The 20,028-nt window shown below is 40.4% G+C and carries 16 protein-coding genes and 1 tRNA gene; 16 read left to right on the top strand and 1 reads right to left on the bottom strand.

What is annotated here, in order from left to right; translation table 11 throughout:
- Window positions 1-88: 88 nt before the first annotated feature.
- The 11 genes from I7H67_RS12900 to I7H67_RS12850 all read left to right on the top strand — a co-directional run bounded on the left by I7H67_RS12900 (window position 89) and on the right by I7H67_RS12850 (window position 13,484).
- A tRNA-Trp gene (locus I7H67_RS12900) sits at window positions 89-164 on the top strand.
- A gap of 75 nt (window positions 165-239) precedes the next feature.
- Window positions 240-680 carry a preprotein translocase subunit SecE gene (gene secE / locus I7H67_RS12895; protein WP_004795106.1) on the top strand — a complete coding sequence of 147 codons (441 nt, stop codon included), beginning with the start codon at window positions 240-242 and terminating at the stop codon, window positions 678-680.
- Between the two features lie 7 nt (window positions 681-687).
- Window positions 688-1,221, top strand: coding sequence for a transcription termination/antitermination protein NusG (gene nusG / locus I7H67_RS12890; RefSeq protein WP_003654499.1), 534 nt, complete (start codon window positions 688-690; stop codon window positions 1,219-1,221).
- Between the two features lie 109 nt (window positions 1,222-1,330).
- A complete protein-coding gene (gene rplK, locus I7H67_RS12885; RefSeq protein ID WP_001074682.1) occupies window positions 1,331-1,759 on the top strand; it encodes a 50S ribosomal protein L11 in 429 nt (142 codons plus the stop codon).
- Between the two features lie 3 nt (window positions 1,760-1,762).
- On the top strand, window positions 1,763-2,458 hold the full coding sequence (gene rplA / locus I7H67_RS12880) for a 50S ribosomal protein L1 (protein ID WP_005301727.1): 696 nt from the start codon (window positions 1,763-1,765) through the stop codon (window positions 2,456-2,458).
- Between the two features lie 313 nt (window positions 2,459-2,771).
- Window positions 2,772-3,278 carry a 50S ribosomal protein L10 gene (gene rplJ / locus I7H67_RS12875; RefSeq protein ID WP_004699170.1) on the top strand — a complete coding sequence of 169 codons (507 nt, stop codon included), beginning with the start codon at window positions 2,772-2,774 and terminating at the stop codon, window positions 3,276-3,278.
- Between the two features lie 48 nt (window positions 3,279-3,326).
- Window positions 3,327-3,692, top strand: a complete 366-nt coding sequence (rplL, locus tag I7H67_RS12870; RefSeq protein ID WP_005037257.1) for a 50S ribosomal protein L7/L12 — start codon at window positions 3,327-3,329, stop codon at window positions 3,690-3,692.
- 305 nt (window positions 3,693-3,997) lie between these two features.
- On the top strand, window positions 3,998-8,086 hold the full coding sequence (gene rpoB, locus I7H67_RS12865; protein WP_005301734.1) for a DNA-directed RNA polymerase subunit beta: 4,089 nt from the start codon (window positions 3,998-4,000) through the stop codon (window positions 8,084-8,086).
- Window positions 8,087-8,172: 86 nt separating this feature from the next.
- Complete coding sequence (gene rpoC / locus I7H67_RS12860; RefSeq protein WP_013199106.1) at window positions 8,173-12,366, top strand: DNA-directed RNA polymerase subunit beta'; 4,194 nt, start codon at window positions 8,173-8,175, stop codon at window positions 12,364-12,366.
- Between the two features lie 180 nt (window positions 12,367-12,546).
- Complete coding sequence (locus I7H67_RS12855; RefSeq protein ID WP_005301737.1) at window positions 12,547-12,912, top strand: hypothetical protein; 366 nt, start codon at window positions 12,547-12,549, stop codon at window positions 12,910-12,912.
- A gap of 215 nt (window positions 12,913-13,127) precedes the next feature.
- Window positions 13,128-13,484, top strand: coding sequence for a hypothetical protein (locus I7H67_RS12850; protein ID WP_004795095.1), 357 nt, complete (start codon window positions 13,128-13,130; stop codon window positions 13,482-13,484).
- A 44-nt stretch (window positions 13,485-13,528) separates the two neighbouring features.
- Here I7H67_RS12850 and I7H67_RS12845 read toward each other — a convergent pair whose 3' ends face one another.
- The gene (locus I7H67_RS12845) at window positions 13,529-14,014 is read right to left on the bottom strand and encodes a DUF4442 domain-containing protein (protein ID WP_192455209.1); all 486 of its coding nucleotides are present in this window, start codon (window positions 14,012-14,014) and stop codon (window positions 13,529-13,531) included.
- Between the two features lie 117 nt (window positions 14,015-14,131).
- Here I7H67_RS12845 and I7H67_RS12840 point away from each other — a divergent pair, with 117 nt between their 5' ends.
- The 5 genes from I7H67_RS12840 to htpG all read left to right on the top strand — a co-directional run bounded on the left by I7H67_RS12840 (window position 14,132) and on the right by htpG (window position 20,011).
- Entirely contained in the window at window positions 14,132-15,010 is an 879-nt protein-coding gene (locus I7H67_RS12840) for an alpha/beta fold hydrolase (RefSeq protein ID WP_192455208.1), read from the top strand.
- Window positions 15,011-15,111: 101 nt separating this feature from the next.
- Window positions 15,112-16,536, top strand: a complete 1,425-nt coding sequence (locus I7H67_RS12835; protein ID WP_151828286.1) for a Na+/H+ antiporter family protein — start codon at window positions 15,112-15,114, stop codon at window positions 16,534-16,536.
- Window positions 16,537-16,864: 328 nt separating this feature from the next.
- Entirely contained in the window at window positions 16,865-17,446 is a 582-nt protein-coding gene (locus I7H67_RS12830; RefSeq protein ID WP_151823017.1) for an OmpW/AlkL family protein, read from the top strand.
- A 189-nt stretch (window positions 17,447-17,635) separates the two neighbouring features.
- A complete protein-coding gene (locus I7H67_RS12825; protein ID WP_192455207.1) occupies window positions 17,636-17,989 on the top strand; it encodes a lysozyme inhibitor LprI family protein in 354 nt (117 codons plus the stop codon).
- Window positions 17,990-18,091: 102 nt separating this feature from the next.
- Window positions 18,092-20,011, top strand: coding sequence for a molecular chaperone HtpG (htpG, locus tag I7H67_RS12820; RefSeq protein WP_198308011.1), 1,920 nt, complete (start codon window positions 18,092-18,094; stop codon window positions 20,009-20,011).
- Window positions 20,012-20,028: the final 17 nt, after the last annotated feature.

Below are 20,028 nucleotides of genomic sequence, written 5' to 3'. Positions count from 1 at the left end.
AGGTGTTGTTGCGAAAGTAACTGCATAAGCATAATATAGTGACGGATTACGTCTCAGGTTGAGGGCTTTGGCTCTCAACTTGCATTATAGGTCAGTAGTTCAATTGGTAGAGCGTCGGTCTCCAAAACCGAATGTTGGGGGTTCGAGTCCCTCCTGACCTGCCATATTTTGAAATAAAAAGCTTGATGCTGGCTTAGTTGTTCATATAATAAGTCGCGAGTTCTACGACGAGTACAAAAATGTCGAATGATAAATCGCGTGACGCATTGAGCGACGCGCCAATTCCTCAAAGAAATAATTCTGCTGAAGTTGTTCGTTCTGGTTCGCCTCTAGATATTGTTCTATGGGTGATTGCAATTGCATTCTTGCTTTTAGCTACTATGGTGAATCAGTATTTACCAGCGTATTGGGCGCCTGCAAATAATATTTGGGTGCGCGTTGGGGCAATTTTTGCTTGTATCGTTGTGGCTTTAGGTTTATTATACGCCACCCATCAAGGTAAAGGCTTCGTTCGTTTGCTAAAAGATGCACGAGTCGAATTGCGTCGAGTAACTTGGCCAACAAAACAAGAAACAGTCACTACATCGTGGCAGGTTCTATTGGTTGTAGTTGTTGCATCATTGGTTTTATGGTGCTTTGACTATGGTTTGGGTTGGTTAATTAAGTTGATTATCGGGTAAAAGAGCTATGAAACGTTGGTACATTATTCATGCCTACTCTGGCTATGAAAAACAAGTGTTGCGTTCGCTTACAGAACGAATCCAGCGTAGCGCTGTTGCTGATAGCTTTGGTGATGTCCTTGTTCCTACCGAAGAAGTGGTGGAAATGAAGGATGGTAAGAAACGTAAATCTGAGCGTAAATTCTTTCCTGGCTATGTATTAGTCGAAATGGAAATGAATGATGATACTTGGCATATCGTTAAAGAATGTCCAAAGGTTCTAGGTTTCATTGGTGGTACACCTGAAAAACCAGCACCAATCACTCAGCGCGAAGCAGATGCGATTCTGGCGCGTGTACGTAATACAGGTGAAGCACCACGTCCTAAGACGATGTTTGAGCCTGGTGAAGAATTACTTGTTATTGACGGTCCATTCACAGACTTTAAAGGTGTGGTGGAAGAAGTTCAATACGAAAAGTCACGTTTAACGTTGACGATTAATGTATTTAATCGACCAACTCAGGTTGAACTCGAATTTCGCCAAGTCGAAAAAACGATTTAATCTTAATTGGTTGAAAAGCGCCCGATTTTATCGGGCATTGTTGTTGTAACAGTAGTGTTGCGTAAAGATTGGGGAGCCTAGCGGCGTTTGTACCCAGAGGTATTTTAAAATGGCTAAGAAGATTGACGGCTATATCAAGCTGCAAGTTCCAGCTGGTAAAGCAAATCCATCTCCACCAATTGGTCCTGCATTAGGTCAACGTGGTGTAAACATCATGGCATTCTGTAAAGAATTCAATGCTGCTACACAAAAAGTTGAACCAGGTCTTCCAATTCCTGTAGTGATTACTGTGTACAACGACAAGTCGTTCACATTCATCATGAAAACTCCTCCAGCTTCTATTCTTCTTAAGAAAGCTGCTGGTATCCAAAAGGGTTCATCTGTACCAAACAAAACTAAAGTTGGTAAGTTGACTCGTGCTCAGTTAGAAGAAATTGCGACTACTAAAGAACCAGATTTAACTGGTGCTGATTTAGACGCACGTGTACGTACCATTGCTGGTTCTGCGCGTTCTATGGGCTTGGAAGTGGAGCTATAAGACATGGCAAAGTTAACTAAACGTCAAAAAGCCATTGCTGCTGCTGTTGAAGCAAACAAAGTTTACACTTTGGAAGAAGCAGTGCAAGTTCTTAACAGCCTACCTGCTGCAAAGTTCAAAGAATCTTTGGATGTAGCTGTAAATCTTGGTGTAGACCCACGTAAATCTGATCAGGTTGTTCGTGGTGCAACTACATTACCTGCAGGTACTGGTAAAACTGTACGTGTAGCTGTATTTGCTCAAGGCGCGCAAGCAGAAGCTGCTAAAGAAGCTGGTGCTGATGTTGTAGGTTTTGATGACCTTGCTGAAAGCATCCAAGGTGGAAACCTTGACTTTGATGTTGTAATCGCTGCTCCTGACGCTATGCGTGTTGTTGGTAAGCTCGGTACAATTCTTGGTCCACGTGGTTTAATGCCAAACCCTAAAGTTGGTACTGTAACTCCTGATGTAGCGAATGCTGTTAAAAACGCTAAATCTGGTCAGGCTCGTTACCGTGTAGACAAAGCGGGTATTATCCATGCTGCGATCGGTCAATTAGGCTTTGAAGCTGCTGCTATCCGTCAAAACGTTGAAACCTTAGTTGCTGACTTGAAAAAGTTAAAACCTGCAACTTCTAAAGGTGTATACATCAAAAAGATCACTTTGAGCTCAACTATGGGTCCTGGTCTTACTGTTGATGTAAGCAACGTTTCTAACTAAGTTTAAAACTTAGTCAAGAATTTTAAAGTCCTGATTGAGGGCAGGGTATAAAAATCATAGGTTTTTATACCCTTTCAAAGTATTGCTTTGTTTCCTCACTCATCAGGCGGACTTTGAATTGGTAAATGTAAATTTATCAGCGTCAAAGACCACAGGCGAAGAGATTTCTTTTGAATATCTTCTTAATAGCCCAGCCTGCGTAGACGCGGTGGTGTGATTTATTCCTCCTCCGCGTGCAAGTCAAATCTTTATTGACTTGCGAATTGGGAGTGTACTTTTTTGAGTACATAAATCACCGTTAGGAGGTTTTACAATGGCTCTTCTTATTGAAAGCAAAAAACAGATCGTTGCTGAAGTGGCTCAAACTGCTTCTACAGCGTTCGCTGCCGTTGTTGCTGACTATCAAGGTTTAACCGTTGAGCAATTAACTACTCTTCGTGTTGAAGCTCGTAAACTAGGTGTTGCTACACGTGTTGTACGTAACACTTTGGCTAAACGTGCTCTTCAAGATACGCAATTTGCAATCTTGAATGACAACCTTGTTGGCCCAACAATCTTAGCATTCTCAACTTCTGAAGACGATATGGGTGCAGCTGCACGCTTGTTTGAAGAATTTGCTAAAACTAACAAAGCATTTGAATTAAAAGCTGCTGCATTTGACGGCAAACTTTATCAAGGTGCTGATGTTAGCGTTATCGCAAACCTTCCAAACCAAGAAAAAGCGCTTACTATGCTCGCATCTGTTCTTCAAGCTCCTATTTCGAAATTGGGTCGCTTACTTACAGCGCTTCAAGAGAAAAACGAGTCAGAAGCTGCTTAAGCTTAAATCTACTTCCACACCATTCAATACCCATTTGGAGTTAATCTCATGGCTTTAACAAACGAAGAAATCCTAAACGCAGTTGCTGAAAAAACTGTTCTTGAACTTGTTGAACTTATTTCTGCTTTTGAAGAAAAATTCAACGTATCTGCTGCTGCTGTAGCTGTAGCTGCTGCTCCTGCTGCTGCTGCTGCTGAAGAACAATCTGAATTCAACGTTGAGTTGACTTCTTTTGGTGCTAACAAAGTAGCTGTAATTAAAGCAGTTCGTGAAGCAACTGGCCTTGGTCTTAAAGAAGCTAAAGACCTAGTTGAAGGTGCTCCACAAGTTCTTAAAGAAGGCGTTTCTAAAGAAGAAGGCGAAGAACTTAAGAAGAAACTTGAAGAAGCTGGTGCTACAGTTACACTTAAGTAATTGTAAAAGGAGTCGGTTTTTAAATCGGCTCCATAAAATGGCTGATGGCTCTTGGGTCATCAGCCTTTTTGCGTTACAATAATCGGCTCGATTTTTGTTTGTTCTGTACAATAACTGTTATATTTCAGAAGAATCAAAGTAATTTCAAATGCTTACCAATATTTTTCTTTTTAAAAAATATTGTTAAGCGTTTTAATACCACTAAAAATTGCAGCATTTGTAAACAGTGGTGGCCATATCGGCCTGTGTAATTCCTTCTGAGCCCGTTCTGCAGGCGGGCTTGGTTTACTTTCCGAGGACTCCAGATGGCATACTCATATACCGAAAAGAAACGGATCCGTAAGAATTTTGGTAAATTGCCCCAAGTAATGGAAGCACCGTACTTACTTTCGATTCAGGTCGATTCGTATAGAACGTTCTTACAAGGCGGCAAATCTCCAAAAAACCGCGAAGATATCGGTCTCCAAGCCGCATTTCGTTCAGTTTTTCCTATAGAAAGTTATTCTGGCAATGCTGCTTTAGAATTTGTTGAGTATAGCCTTGGTAAGCCTGAGTTTGATGTGCGTGAATGTATTTTACGTGGTTCGACTTATGCGGCACCAATGCGCGTAAAAATTCGTTTGATTATTAAAGATCGCGAAACTAAATCTATTAAAGACGTACGTGAACAAGAAGTCTACATGGGTGAAATGCCACTTATGACAGACAATGGTACCTTTGTTATCAATGGTACTGAGCGTGTAATTGTATCTCAATTACATCGTTCACCTGGTGTGTTCTTCGATCACGATAAAGGCAAAACACATTCAAGTGGTAAAGTACTTTATTCTGCACGTATTATTCCTTACCGTGGTTCATGGTTAGATTTCGAATTTGATGCTAAAGATTTAGTTTATGTACGTATTGACCGTCGTCGTAAATTATTAGCAACTGTTGTGTTGCGTGCATTGGGTTATAACAATGAACAAATCTTGAATTTGTTCTATGAGAAAGTGCCTGTATATCTTGATATGGGTAGCTATCAAATTGACCTCGTTCCGGATCGTCTGCGTGGCGAAATGGCGCAATTTGATATTGCTGACAATGACGGTAAAATCATTGTTGAACAAGGTAAACGTATTAATGCACGTCACGTACGTCAAATGGAAGCTTCTGGTTTAGCTAAGCTATCAGTTCCTGATGAGTACTTGTATGAGCGTATCACTGCTGAAGACATTACTTTACGTAATGGTGATGTGATTGCTGCAAATACATTGTTAAGCCATGAAGTTATGGTGAAACTAGCAGAAGGCGGCGTTAAACAATTCAATATCTTGTTTACGAACGATATTGACCGTGGTTCATTTGTTGCTGACTCATTACGTGCTGACACAACATCTGGTCGTGAAGAAGCATTAGTTGAAATCTATAAAGTAATGCGTCCAGGCGAGCCACCAACAAAAGAAGCTGCTGAAAACTTATTTAATAACTTATTCTTCTCTTCTGAACGTTATGACTTATCTCCAGTAGGTCGTATGAAGTTCAACCGTCGTTTGGGTCGTCCATACGAAGTTGGTACTGACCAGAAGTCACGTGAAGTAGAAGGTATTTTATCGCACGAAGATATCATCGATGTATTACGTACATTAGTTGAAATCCGTAACGGTAAAGGTGAAGTCGACGATATCGATCACTTAGGTAACCGTCGTGTACGTTCTGTTGGTGAAATGACTGAAAATCAATTCCGTGTTGGTTTAGTTCGTGTTGAGCGTGCTGTTAAAGAACGTTTAAGCCAAGCAGAAACAGATAATTTGTCTCCGCAAGATCTCATTAACGCAAAACCAGTTGCAGCTGCAATCAAAGAATTCTTTGGTTCAAGCCAATTGTCTCAGTTTATGGATCAAAACAACCCATTATCTGAAATTACACATAAACGTCGTGTTTCAGCGCTTGGACCTGGTGGTTTAACGCGTGAACGTGCGGGCTTTGAAGTACGTGACGTACATCAAACTCACTATGGTCGTGTATGTCCAATTGAAACGCCTGAAGGTCCAAACATTGGTTTGATCAACTCGCTTTCTGTTTATGCAAAAGCAAATGATTTTGGTTTCTTGGAAACACCTTACCGTAAAGTGGTAGATGGCCGAGTAACTGATGCTGTTGAATACCTTTCTGCTATTGAAGAAGTAGGTACTGTTATTGCACAGGCCGATTCTGCTGTAGATAAAGATGGTAACTTAACAGAAGAGTTTGTTTCTGTTCGTCATCAAGGTGAATTCGTACGTATTCCACCTGAAAAAGTGACGCATATGGATGTATCTGCACAGCAGGTTGTATCTGTAGCTGCATCGCTTATTCCATTCCTTGAACACGATGACGCGAACCGTGCATTAATGGGTTCAAACATGCAACGTCAGGCGGTTCCTACTCTACGTGCGGATAAACCGCTTGTAGGTACAGGTATGGAAGCGAACGTAGCACGTGACTCTGGTGTATGTGTGATCGCAAACCGTGGTGGTGCGATTGAATATGTAGATGCTTCTCGTATCGTTATTCGTGTAAACGAAGATGAAATGATTGCAGGTGAGGCTGGTGTAGATATTTACAACCTCATTAAATATACACGTTCTAACCAAAACACTTGTATTAACCAAAATATTATCGTGAATTTGGGCGACAAAGTTGCTCGCGGTGACATTTTGGCAGACGGTCCGTCAACAGATATGGGTGAGCTTGCGCTTGGTCAAAACATGCGTGTAGCGTTCATGACGTGGAATGGTTACAACTACGAAGACTCGATCTTGTTATCTGAGCGCGTACTTCAAGAAGACCGTTTAACTTCTATTCATATTCAAGAATTATCATGTGTAGCACGTGATACTAAGTTAGGTGCAGAAGAAATTACTGCCGATATTCCTAACGTAGGTGAAGCTGCACTTTCTAAACTTGATGAATCAGGTATCGTTTATATCGGTGCTGAAGTTACTGCTGGTGACATCCTTGTTGGTAAAGTAACGCCTAAAGGTGAAACTCAGTTAACTCCTGAAGAAAAATTGCTTCGTGCAATCTTCGGTGAGAAAGCAGCTGACGTTAAAGACTCGTCTTTACGTGTTCCATCTGGTACTAAAGGTACAGTTATCGATGTTCAAGTCTTCACTCGTGATGGCTTAGAGAAAGATGACCGTGCGTTAGCAATTGAAAAAGCACAGCTTGACTCTTACCGTAAAGACTTGAAAGAAGAATACAAGATCTTTGAAGAAGCAGCTCGTGAGCGTGTAATTCGTTTGCTTAAAGGCCAAGAATCTAACGGTGGTGGTTCGACTAAACGTGGCGACAAACTTGTTGAAGATATGTTGTCTGGTTTAGAGCTTGTTGACTTACTTGAAATCCAACCTACAGACGAAGCAATTGCTGAACGTTTATCTCAAATTCAAGTGTTCTTGAAAGAGAAGAGCGCAGAAATTGATGAGAAGTTTGCAGAGAAGAAACGTAAGCTTTCGACTGGTGATGAGTTAACAACAGGCGTTCTGAAAGTTGTTAAAGTTTACCTAGCAGTTAAACGTCGTATTCAGCCTGGTGATAAAATGGCTGGTCGTCACGGTAACAAAGGTGTTGTATCTAACATTTTACCTGTTGAAGACATGCCACACGATGCGAACGGTGTACCAGTAGATATCGTATTGAACCCATTGGGTGTACCATCTCGTATGAACGTGGGTCAGATTCTTGAGACTCACTTGGGTATGGCGGCTAAAGGGCTTGGCGATAAAATCGAAAAAATGTTGAAAGAACAGCGTACAGTTTTAGAACTTCGCGAATTCTTAGACAAGATTTATAACAAAGTTGGTGGCGAGCAAGAAGATCTTGATAGCTTAACTGATGCTGAAGTTTTAGCTCTTTCTGGCAACTTACGTGCTGGTGTGCCTTTAGCTACTCCTGTATTTGATGGTGCTGAAGAAAGCCAAATTAAAGATTTACTTGAATTAGCTGACATTTCACGTACTGGTCAAACAGTATTGTTTGATGGTCGTACGGGTGAACAGTTTGATCGTCCTGTAACTGTAGGTTACATGTACATGCTCAAATTGAACCACTTGGTTGATGACAAAATGCATGCACGTTCAACTGGTTCTTACTCACTTGTTACACAACAACCGCTTGGTGGTAAAGCACAGTTCGGTGGTCAGCGTTTCGGTGAGATGGAGGTCTGGGCACTTGAAGCTTACGGCGCAGCATATACTCTTCAAGAGATGTTAACTGTTAAGTCGGATGACGTTGAAGGTCGTACACGCATCTATAAGAATATTGTAGATGGTAACCATTATATGGATCCGGGTATGCCTGAATCGTTCAACGTATTGACCAAAGAGATCCGTTCTTTAGGTATCAACATTGAACTGAAAAATGGTGACTAAGTCGTAAGACTCACGATTTTTTAGGAAAAAACAATATTTGTGACCCAGTCGGGTAAGCGTTGCTTCCCGACACACGGAGAAAAAAATTGAAAGACTTGCTCGATATCATGCGTAAGAAAACGGACTCAGATGGTCATGCACCAATTGAGTTTGACCGTATCCGTATTGGTCTTGCGTCACCAGAAATGATTAAGTCATGGTCTCATGGTGAAGTTAAAAAACCTGAGACAATTAACTACCGTACTTTTAAACCAGAACGTGACGGTTTGTTCTGTGCCAAAATTTTTGGTCCAGTAAAAGATTACGAATGCTTGTGTGGTAAATACAAGCGTATGAAATACAAAGGCGTCATTTGTGAAAAATGTGGCGTTGAAGTAACTACAGCGAAAGTTCGTCGTGAACGTATGGGTCACATTGAACTCGCTTCTCCAGTTGCACATATCTGGTTCTTAAAATCGTTACCATCTCGTATCGGTTTATTACTTGATATGACGCTTCGTGATATCGAACGCGTATTGTATTTCGAATCATACGTTGTAACTGATCCTGGTATGACTCCGTTTGAAAAGTACCAACTTTTAACAGACGAAGAATACTTCAATGCACTTGAAGAGCACGGTGATGAATTCACTGCGAAAATGGGTGCAGAAGCGATTCAGGACTTATTAAAAGATATCGATCTTGAAGCTGAAATCGCACGTTTACGTGAAGAAATTCCTCAAACAACTTCTGAAACGAAGTTGAAAAAAGCGTCTAAACGCTTGAAATTGATGGAAGCATTCAACGATTCAAACAACAAGCCTGAATGGATGGTGATGAATGTACTTCCTGTACTTCCACCGGATTTACGTCCATTAGTTCCACTTGAAGGTGGTCGTTTCGCGACTTCTGACTTGAACGATTTATATCGTCGTGTCATTAACCGTAACAACCGTTTGAAGCGTCTTCTTGATCTTGCAGCACCAGACATTATCGTACGTAACGAAAAGCGTATGTTACAAGAGTCTGTGGATGCATTGCTTGATAACGGTCGTCGTGGTCGTGCAATTACTGGTTCTAACAAACGTCCATTAAAATCTTTGGCAGATATGATCAAAGGTAAACAAGGTCGTTTCCGTCAGAACTTACTTGGTAAGCGTGTTGACTATTCTGGTCGTTCGGTAATTACTGTAGGTCCTACTTTACGTCTTCACCAATGTGGTCTTCCGAAGAAAATGGCACTTGAATTATTCAAGCCATTTATTTTTGCGAAACTACAAGCTTCAGGTCAAGCAACAACCATTAAAGCTGCGAAGAAAATGGTTGAGCGCGAGACTCCAGAAGTTTGGGACGTTCTTGCTTCTGTAATTCGTCAACATCCAGTAATGTTGAACCGTGCGCCAACACTTCACCGTTTAGGTCTTCAAGCATTTGAACCTATTCTTATTGAAGGTAAGGCAATCCGTCTTCACCCACTCGTTTGTGCTGCGTTTAACGCCGACTTCGATGGTGACCAAATGGCGGTACACGTTCCATTGACACTTGAAGCACAGTTAGAAGCTCGTGCATTGATGATGTCAACAAACAACATCTTGTCACCAGCGAATGGTGAGCCGATCATCGTTCCTTCTCAGGACGTTGTCTTGGGTCTTTACTACATCACGCGTGATGCAGTAAATGCTAAAGGCGAAGGCATGGTGTTTGCTGATACTCACGAAGTAAACCGTGCACTTGCAACTGGTCAGGTTGCGATCCATGCTCGTGTTAAAGTACGTGTGCATCAAACTGTTATCAATGAAAATGGTGAACGTGAACACGGAACTATTATTGTTGATACGACACCAGGTCGTTGTTTGCTTTGGGAAGTTGTTCCACAAGGCTTAAGCTTTGACATGATCAACCTTGAGATGACTAAAAAGAATATCTCGAAGTTAATCAACTCTTGCTACCGTAAACTTGGTTTGAAAGATACTGTTATCTTTGCTGACCAATTAATGTACTTGGGCTTCCGTCAAGCGACTCGTTCAGGTGTATCTGTAGGTATGGAAGACATGTTAATTCCACCTACTAAACACACAATTATTGATAAAGCTGAAACAGAAGTTCGTGAAATCGAACAACAGTTCGAACAAGGTTTCGTAACTGCTGGTGAGCGTTATAACAAAGTTGTCGATATCTGGGCGCGTACAAACGACCAAGTTGCTAAAGCGATGATGGATAACTTGTCTTATACACTTGTGAAAAACAAACAAGGTGAAGACGAGAAACAAAAATCATTCAACAGCATCTATATGATGTCTGACTCTGGTGCCCGTGGTAGTGCGGCGCAGATTCGTCAGCTTGCTGGTATGCGTGGCTTGATGGCAAAACCAGATGGTTCGATTATCGAAACACCGATTAAAGCGAACTTCCGTGAAGGTTTAACAGTACTTCAGTACTTTATTTCAACACACGGTGCGCGTAAAGGTTTGGCCGATACAGCATTAAAAACTGCGAACTCTGGTTACTTGACTCGTCGTCTTGTAGACGTAGCGCAAGATTTAGTAATTACCGAACCTGACTGTGGTACAGCTGGTGGTTTGGTAATGACTCCATTCATTCAAGGTGGTGATGTCATTGAGCCATTACGTGACCGCGTATTAGGTCGTGTAACTGCTGAAGACGTACGTCGTGCATCTGATGATGAAGTTGTATTACCTCGTGGTACGTTAATTGACGAAAAAATCGCAGCTCATCTTGAAGAAGCGGGTGTGGATGAAGTCAAAGTACGTTCAGTAATTGCTTGTGAATCTGCTTTTGGTGTATGTGCTAGATGTTATGGCCGTGACCTTGCACGTGGTCACTTGGTTAACCCAGGTGAATCAGTTGGTGTAATGGCAGCACAATCTATTGGTGAACCAGGTACACAGTTAACGATGCGTACGTTCCACGTTGGTGGTGCTGCGAGCCGAACTTCTGCTGCAAACAGTGTTCAAGTACGTAACAAAGGTACTGTACGTTTCCATAATGTGAAAACTGTACAACATGCAAAAGGCCACTTGGTTTCAGTTTCACGTTCAGGTGAAATTGGTATTGCCGATGATTTAGGCCGTGAGCGCGAGCGTTATAAACTTCCTTACGGTGCAAGCATCTTGTTGAAAGATGGTGAAGCTGTAGAAGCTGGCGGCATCGTAGCGACTTGGGATCCGCATACACATCCATTAGTAACAGAAGTTGCTGGTAAAGCACGTTTCAGCCAAATCGCTGATGGTGTAACTGCAACATCGAAAACTGATGATGCAACTGGTATGACTACTGTTGAAATCTTGCCTGTAACAGCTCGTCCTGCTTCTGGTAAAGATTTACGTCCTGCAATCGTATTGGATACAACAGATGGCGGCGAACAGTTCTACTTCTTGCCACAAAACACAATCGTAACTGTTCGCGATGGCGAAACGATTGGTGTGGGTGACGTTATTGGTCGTGTACCACAAGAAACATCACGTACTCGTGATATTACCGGTGGTCTTCCGCGTGTAGCTGACTTGTTCGAAGCACGTAAACCGAAAGAACATGCAATTCTTGCTGAAGTTTCAGGTGTTGTAAGCTTCGGTAAAGAAACTAAAGGTAAAAACCGTTTAGTAATTACCCCAGATGACGGTTCTGAGATTTACGAAGAATTGATTCCAAAATGGCGTCAAATCAACGTGTTCGAAGGCGAGCATGTGAACCGTGGTGAAACAGTTTCTGATGGTCCACAAAACCCGCACGACATCTTACGTTTGAAAGGTGAAGTTGCATTAACTAACTACATCGTGAACGAAGTTCAAGACGTATACCGTCTCCAAGGTGTAAAAATCAACGACAAACATATTGAAGTTATCGTACGTCAAATGTTGCGTAAAGTTGATATCACTGATGGTGGCGATACAAGCTTCATCAAAGGTGAGCAAGTGGATTACATCCGCGTTGTTCAAGAGAACCAAGCTGTCTTGGCTCAGAACAAGTTCCCTGCGAAGTTTGAGCGTCAATTGATGGGTATTACGAAAGCATCGCTTTCTACAGACTCGTTCATCTCTGCTGCATCGTTCCAGGAAACAACTCGTGTGTTAACTGAAGCTGCTGTAACAGGTAAAGAAGATGATTTACGTGGCTTGAAAGAAAACGTTGTAGTGGGTCGCTTGATTCCAGCTGGTACTGGTCTTGCATACCACTTAGAACGTCGTCGTCAAGAAGCAGAAGCTGCTGAACATGAGCTTCACAATGACTTCAGCGAAGTAGACCAAGCATTTAGCCAAGCATTAAACTCAGAACAATTCTAAGTTTAGACTGGCACTAAAAAAGGCACCTCAGGGTGCCTTTTTTATTTATATTTATTTATAACAATTAAAAGTGGTAATTACATAAACATATTAAAGAGCCATTATTTTATTACTTAAGCGGGATAAACGCTCCACAAAAACAGATTAGGCTACATGCTTATGAAGACTGGAGTAAATCTAATGAAAAAAATGATGATGATTGTGAGCGTTGGCCTGATGTCAACAACTTTGTTTGTTGGTTGCCAGAATGCAAGCCCAGAGAGTAAACGTATTGGTTCAGCTGCGATTGGTGGTGGTGCAGGTGGTGCAGTAGGTAAACATGTGGGCGGTAATATTGGCGCAGGTTTAGGAGCGGCTCTCGGTGCTGGCGTAGCAGCTAATGCAAAAGGATCTAGTAGTAAAACCGTGCGTAATAGTGCAATTGGTGCCGGTGTTGGTGCGGTGTTAGGTGGTGCAATCATTGGTGGCGATGCCGGTGCTGCTACAGGTGGAGCACTGGGTGGTAGTGCGGGCGCAGCTTATGAAGAGAAGAAAGGGAAGTACTAAAATTATTCCTAATAATGTTTAAGCCTAGAAGTCTTTAACCTGTTAGAGACTTCTTTTTTATGTCTTTTTTATAATTAAAATTTTGCTTGATGATCATAAATAGAAGAGCTTTACAAAATATCAATCGATTAGGACAGATGAATAACACAATCTGATCAAATTCCTCATAAAAGAGGATTATTCTTTTTATTAGAACAGGTAGTAGGAGTATGGCCATGAAAAAAACAATAGGATTAGTTTCTGCTTTAATGTTGTCTACGCTTATGATTACGGGTTGTCAAAATATGAGTCCGTCTGACCAGCGTATTGGTGCAGCAGCAGCAGGTGGAGCACTAGGTGGTGGCTTAGGTAACCATGTAGGCGGTGGTGTTGGTGCTGGCTTAGGTGCAGCAGTCGGTGCTGGTGTTGGTTCAAATAGCCAAGGTGGTAGTAAGCAAACCACGACTAAGAGCGCAATCGGAGCTGGTATTGGTTCTGTGGTAGGTAAAGCAATATTGGGTGGTGACTCTGGTGCTGCAATTGGCGGTGCGATTGGTGGTGGTGCTGGTGCGGCGATTGAAGAAAAAAGATAACACTCTATTGAGTGAATAAAATAAGCGCTTTTTAGCGCTTATTTTCATTGAGGGAAAGGTTTTGCTTTTTTACGTCTGATGTAAAGTGTTTTTTTTACTTCAGCAATTCTTACCCCCGATTCATCAAAAATATTTAGATGATAAGTTCTTAAAACAGGCTCGTAGTTTTCGGCAAGCTCACGTATTTGCTCAATCTCAGCTAAATCTACTCGAATGTCTGCATGTACCGTACTTCGACCCGGGGAAAGAAAATTAATTTCAGCAGCTTTATCCCAGACAATATATTTTGATCCGAGATGATGCAGCAGAATCATCATGTAAAATGGATCAACCATTGAATAAAGACTACCCCCAAAGTGTGTTCCGACCAAATTTTGGTTTTTCCAGGTCAGAGGCATTTTCACACGTACATGGCAAAGCTCTAAATTCATGATTTCAATACAAATCCCTGCGCCACGATAAGGTGGGTAGTGATTAAATAGAAATTTTGAAATCGTAGGATTGTTCTGAAGTCTTCTTAAAATAGCCATAATAGTCAATTTTTTTTATTGAAACAGTATTCATACTAGATAAGTATCATCTTTTTTATATTGATGGCAATGCTCTATCCGACTAACGACATGATCGATTGAAAAACAAGATAGGAAATGATTATGCAGCCAAAAGTTCATACAGTAACAACAAGTGACCAACAAACCCTTTGTGCCAAAACATGGGGCGACGAAAAAAATACACCGTTGGTTTTAGTACATGGTTATCCTGACAATCAAGAAGTATGGGAGTCAATCATTGAACATTTGATCAATGACTTTTACATTGTCACTTATGATGTACGTGGGGCGGGTTTGTCGTCTATACCAAAACGCATACGCGATTACCGTTTAGAGCGGTTATCTCTAGATTTACAAGAAGTGGTTGATGAATTATTACCAAATCGTCAATTCCATATGGCTGCACACGATTGGGGTTCAATTCAATCTTGGGAGTCGGTAACTGAGCCTAAATTTAAAGGACGGTTATTATCATACACAACCATTTCTGGACCATGTCTTGACCATGCAGCTTTATTTTTACGTGATAAATTTAAATCTTCACCAGCTCAGATCCTAAAAATATTAACCAAATCTTGGTATATCGGTGCATTCCATCTTCCTTTGTTAGCACCAACAGTATGGTCTCTTTTTAGCCCTGAAAAATGGGGGAAAGTCCTGACTCAGCTGGAGAGAAAAAGTAATTTACCTTTAAATAATAATATTAATGCAGATGGGAAATATGGCATTAATTTATATCGAGCAAATTTTATTCCTCGTTTAACTGGCCCTCGTCAGCGTTATGCTCAATGTCCAGTTAAAGCCGTTATTTTAAAATATGATACTTTTGTGAGCCCTGAATATATTACTGAGGCTATGCCAAAGTGGGTGGAAAATTTTGAATATGTAGAGCTTGAAGCAAATCACTGGGCAATTCTAAGTGAGCCGGCAAAAATTGCGGATCATATTCGTCAGTTTATTAAGGTCCAAGCTTAATCATTGAGTGACTGCATAAAACTGTTAATTCGGCGATATTTTCGGCTTCATAGGTCTGAATCTGTTAGAATGTCGCCTTTTGTTTTGCTCTGAATTTATTCATGAATGCTGTCGTTATTGCGATTGCAGTGATGTTTTTATTATCACTGGCGCGCGTTTCTGTCGTACTGACTTTAGTGGTTTCTGCCATTGTAGGTGGCCTCGTAGCAGGTTTAAGCCTTTCTCAAACCGTTGATGCTTTTAACGCTGGTCTTGGCGATGGTGCTGAAGTTGCACTTGCCTATGCTGTGTTAGGGGCATTTGCTCTGGCACTTTCAAAATCTGGTTTACCTGATTTACTTGCCCATAAACTGATTGGTTTGTTGGGAATGGAAGCTGGAAAAAGCCGCGAAACGAAAGTGAAATATCTACTGTTGGGTATTTTACTCATCGCTGCTATTTTCTCTCAGAACCTAATCCCGGTTCATATCGCCTTTATTCCTGTACTCGTTCCGCCATTATTACGGGTAATGAATCATTTAAAGTTAGATCGTCGAGCAGCAGCCTGTGTGCTTACGCTAGGTTTAGTCGGAACTTATATTTTTCTTCCGGTTGGATTTGGTGCAATTTTCCTTGAACAAATTTTGATGGGGAATATCAACAAAGTTGGCGCAGCGTATGGCTTACATGTAGAGCGTGGCATGATGTCAATTGGCATGGCTATTCCAGTTCTGGGAATGGTTTTAGGTACTTTGGTTGCGGTATTTATTAGCTACCGTAAACCAAGAATTTATGCTGATCGCGCTATTACACCAACTACAACGATTGATTTAGATAAGCCTCTTCGTGCAATAGCGCAAGATGAAACAGCTGACTTAAAAGCAGATGCAGAAGAGTTAAAGCATGAGGCAGAGCAAGCGCCCGTAATTGCAAAGAAAACGATCTATATGGCATTGCTTGCAATTGGCTTGACACTGGCTGCACAGCTCTATTCGGGTTCAATGATTTTGGGTGGTTTAGTCGGTTTTGCTGTTCTATCTACTGCCGGAATTTTTAAGTGGCAAGATGCAGATGATGTCTTTGTACAAGGTATGCGAATGATGGCCTTGGTAGGTTTCATTATGATTTCTGCTGCGGGCTTTGCATCGGTAATGACGCATACAGGGGATATCAATCAACTGGTCAAAGGTGTGGTTGAAATCATTGGGGATAATCGAGCACTTGCAGCTTTCTTAATGCTTTGTATTGGTTTATTTGTCACGATTGGTATTGGTTCATCTTTCTCAAGTGTGCCTGTATTAGCTGTTATTTATGTACCGTTATGCGTTCAGTTCGGATTTTCACCATTAGCGACGATTGCCCTTATTGGGACAGCAGCAGCATTAGGTGATGCAGGCTCACCAGCTTCTGATTCGACCTTAGGCCCAACAGCTGGTTTAGGTGTAGATGGGCAACATGACCATATATGGGATACGGTTGTACCTACATTTATTCATTTTAATATTCCGCTATTAATTTTTGGCTGGATTGCTGCAATGGTTTTATAGTTTTTTATAAAATATTAAATTATTAACCTTCTTAATGATGATCTTTGGATTTAAATTAAGAAGGTTTTTTATTGGTTAAATAAAAGATGTATTTAAAATAAATTATATTAAAATACTCAGAATTAAAAAGTATATTAAAATAGTTGGTAATATAAAATAATCTTGATTAATAAGGTTGGAATAAAAACCTATTAAAATAGTTGGTTAATATATATTTTTATTTAAAACAGTTATTTAAAAATAAATGATAAATTAATTTTATAATGCGTATTGCATGATTTTAAAATACATGTTTATTATAAATATAAATAAGGTTGGAGATATTAAAGTGTTCAAAAAAGCTTTGGTTGTTGCATTAATGGGGATGTCTTCTTTTACTTTTGCTGGTAACTGGCAAGTGAAATTTGGTGGTAGTGTTATTGCTCCATCAGAAGATACAACAACACCTTTAGGCGTGGTAAAAGCAGATCATGAATATGCATTTACACCATCGGTAGAATACTTTTTTGGCCAGTCTCCATTTTCGGCAGAATTATTATTAGCAGCACCTATTAATCATGACGTATTGTTAGATGGTAAAAATGTAGCGCGTATTAAACAGTTGCCACCAACGATTACTGCTAAATATCATTTTAAAAATTCGACTCGTTTTACGCCGTATATTGGTGTTGGTGCTACAGCATTTATTCCTTGGGATGAACAAGGAGCAGCGGTAAAAGTTAAAGAAGATTTTGGTGTGGCAGGACAAGTTGGTTTTAACTTCCAACCTGCGGATGCTAAAAACTGGGGAGTATTTGTAGATGTTCGTTATATGGATATTAGTCCGGAAGTTACTTTAACAAATGATTATAAATTTGATCTTGATATCAATCCGTTTGTTTACACTTTAGGTTATAGCTATAAATTTTAAGCATAATAATAAATAGAAAAAATATAATAATAAACCTAGACTCAGGCACCTCACATATATTTTATGTGAGGTTTTTTTATGGATTTTATTTGCACTAAAAAAAGCATAAAACAGACAGTTTTATACATATCTTATGCCAATTTTTTTCTAAACTAATTTCTATTCATTACAAAACATGGGAATAAAATCATGAACAAAAAATTAGCGATGTGTTTGGCTGTTTTTAGTGGTATTGCTTTTACACAGAGTTTGCAAGCCGCAAGTTTCTCATGTGACGCTGCAAAAACGAAAACGGAAAAAAGTATTTGTAAAAACCGTTCTTTAAATGATGCTGATGTGAAAATGGCGACGACCTATCAAATTGTTCTACATGCTTTACCAATGGGCGGGCGGGACAATCAAAAAGATGCTCAGCAACAATGGCTGAAAAAAAGAAATGCCTGTGCAGCTGGTGTAAGTTGTATTAGTAAAGCTTATCAACAACGACAAAAGCAGCTAGATGCAATATTGCAAGATAGAGTGTTAAGCCACGGTCCATTTTAATTAGAGTAAAAATTTTTAATATTCAGGATTGAAAAATTCTAGAAGTACTCCATTCATAAAGCATTCGAGAACAACCAGACTTCAAAATTTAAGGAGTGATTTATGAGTGAACAAGCATCACAAAATTATAGTTTCCAAGCGGAAGTTGCACAGCTTTTACATTTAGTGACGCATTCTCTCTATTCTAACCCTGAGATTTTCTTACGCGAGCTGATCTCTAATGCATCAGATGCATGTGATAAGTTGCGTTTTGAAGGAATTAATCATCCTGAATATTATGAAAATGATCCCGATTTACATGTACGAGTCATTTTAAATAAAGAAGATAAAACTTTAACGATTTCTGATAACGGTATTGGCTTAAATCAGCAAGAAGCGATTGATAACTTAGGTACGATTGCAAAATCGGGTACTAAAGATTTCATGTCAAAATTGACTGGCGATCAAAAAGCAGATGCTCAGTTGATTGGTCAATTTGGTGTTGGCTTTTACTCAGGTTTTATTGTTGCCGATAAAATTACCGTGGAATCACGCCGTGCAGGTCTAGATGCATCTGAAGGGGTGCGTTGGATTAGTGGTGGTACAGGCGAGTTTGAAGTTCAGCAAATTGATAAGGCTTCACGTGGTACCGACATTATTCTGCACTTACGTGATGATGCGCTTGATTATTTAGAATCTTATAAAGTTAAGCAGATCGTTAATAAATACTCTGACCACATTAGCTTGCCAATTGAAATGCAAAAAGAAGTTTGGCAAGAAGAAGAGGTTGCTGAAGGTGAAGAGCCTAAAGGCGGCCAAATGGTCAAAACTGACGAGTGGGAAGCAATTAACTCAGCCAGCGCTTTATGGACACGTAACAAGAGCGAAGTGACGGAAGAGCAGTACGTTGAGTTCTATAAAAACTTAACGCATGACTTTGAAGCGCCACTGGCTTGGGCGCATAACCGTGTTGAAGGTAGTACCGAATATACACAGCTACTTTATATTCCAAGTAAAGCACCACATGATATTTTTACTCGTGAAGCAAAAGCGGGCATTAAGCTCTATGTGAAACGTGTCTTTATTATGGATGATGCGGATAATTTAATTCCAAATTATCTACGTTTTGTTCAAGGTGTAGTGGATAGTGCTGATTTACCACTGAATGTCAGCCGTGAGTTGTTGCAAGAAAGCCGTGATGTTAAAACGATTCGTGAAGGTAATGCACGCCGCGTATTAACTGTACTTGATGGCTTGGCTAAATCGGAAGATGAAAAAGACCAAGAAAAATTCAAGACATTCTATAGTGAGTTTGGTTCAGTACTTAAAGAAGGCTTGGGCGAAGACTTTGGTAACCGCGAACGTATTTTAAAATTATTACGTTATGCGACATCAACAAATGATGAAGTGACAACTTCTTTCGCTGACTATAAGGCACGTATGAAAGAGGGCCAAAAAGCCATCTACTATGTGACTGCTGACAGCTTAGCGGCAGCGAAAAACTCACCACAGCTTGAGTTGTTCAAGAAAAAAGGCATTGAAGTATTATTAATGGCTGAACGTGTTGACGAATGGGCAATGAATTTTGTTCAAGAGTTTGACGGTACACCATTAAAGAATGTCTCTAAAGGCGCGGTTGATTTAGGTGACTTACAAGATGCTGAAGAGAAAAAGGCACTTGAGCAAGCAGCTGAACAGTTTAAGCCTGTTGTTGAGAAACTAAGTGACTCATTGAAAGCTAAAACGCAAGAAGTGCGTGTAACAACGCGTTTAGTTGATTCTCCTGCATGTTTAGTGACAAGTGAAGGTGAATTATCACCTCAACTTATTCGTATGCTTAAACAAGCAGGACAGTCAGTACCAGAAATCAAACCAATTTTAGAAATTAACCCTGAGCACCCATTGGTGAAGAAACTCGAAAGTTCAGAACAGTTTGATGACTTGGCTAATGTCATTTTTGATCAAGCTGTTATTGCTGAAGGTGGTTTACCGGAAGACCCGGCAGCTTATGTAAAACGTATTAATAGCTTATTGCTGAAATAATTCAGTTTAAAAAAAGC

This window comes from Acinetobacter sp. ACIN00229 (assembly GCF_016106645.1).
In the GTDB taxonomy this organism is placed as follows: Bacteria; Pseudomonadota; Gammaproteobacteria; order Pseudomonadales; family Moraxellaceae; genus Acinetobacter; species Acinetobacter oleivorans.
This window is presented reverse-complemented; position numbering and strand designations above follow the sequence as displayed.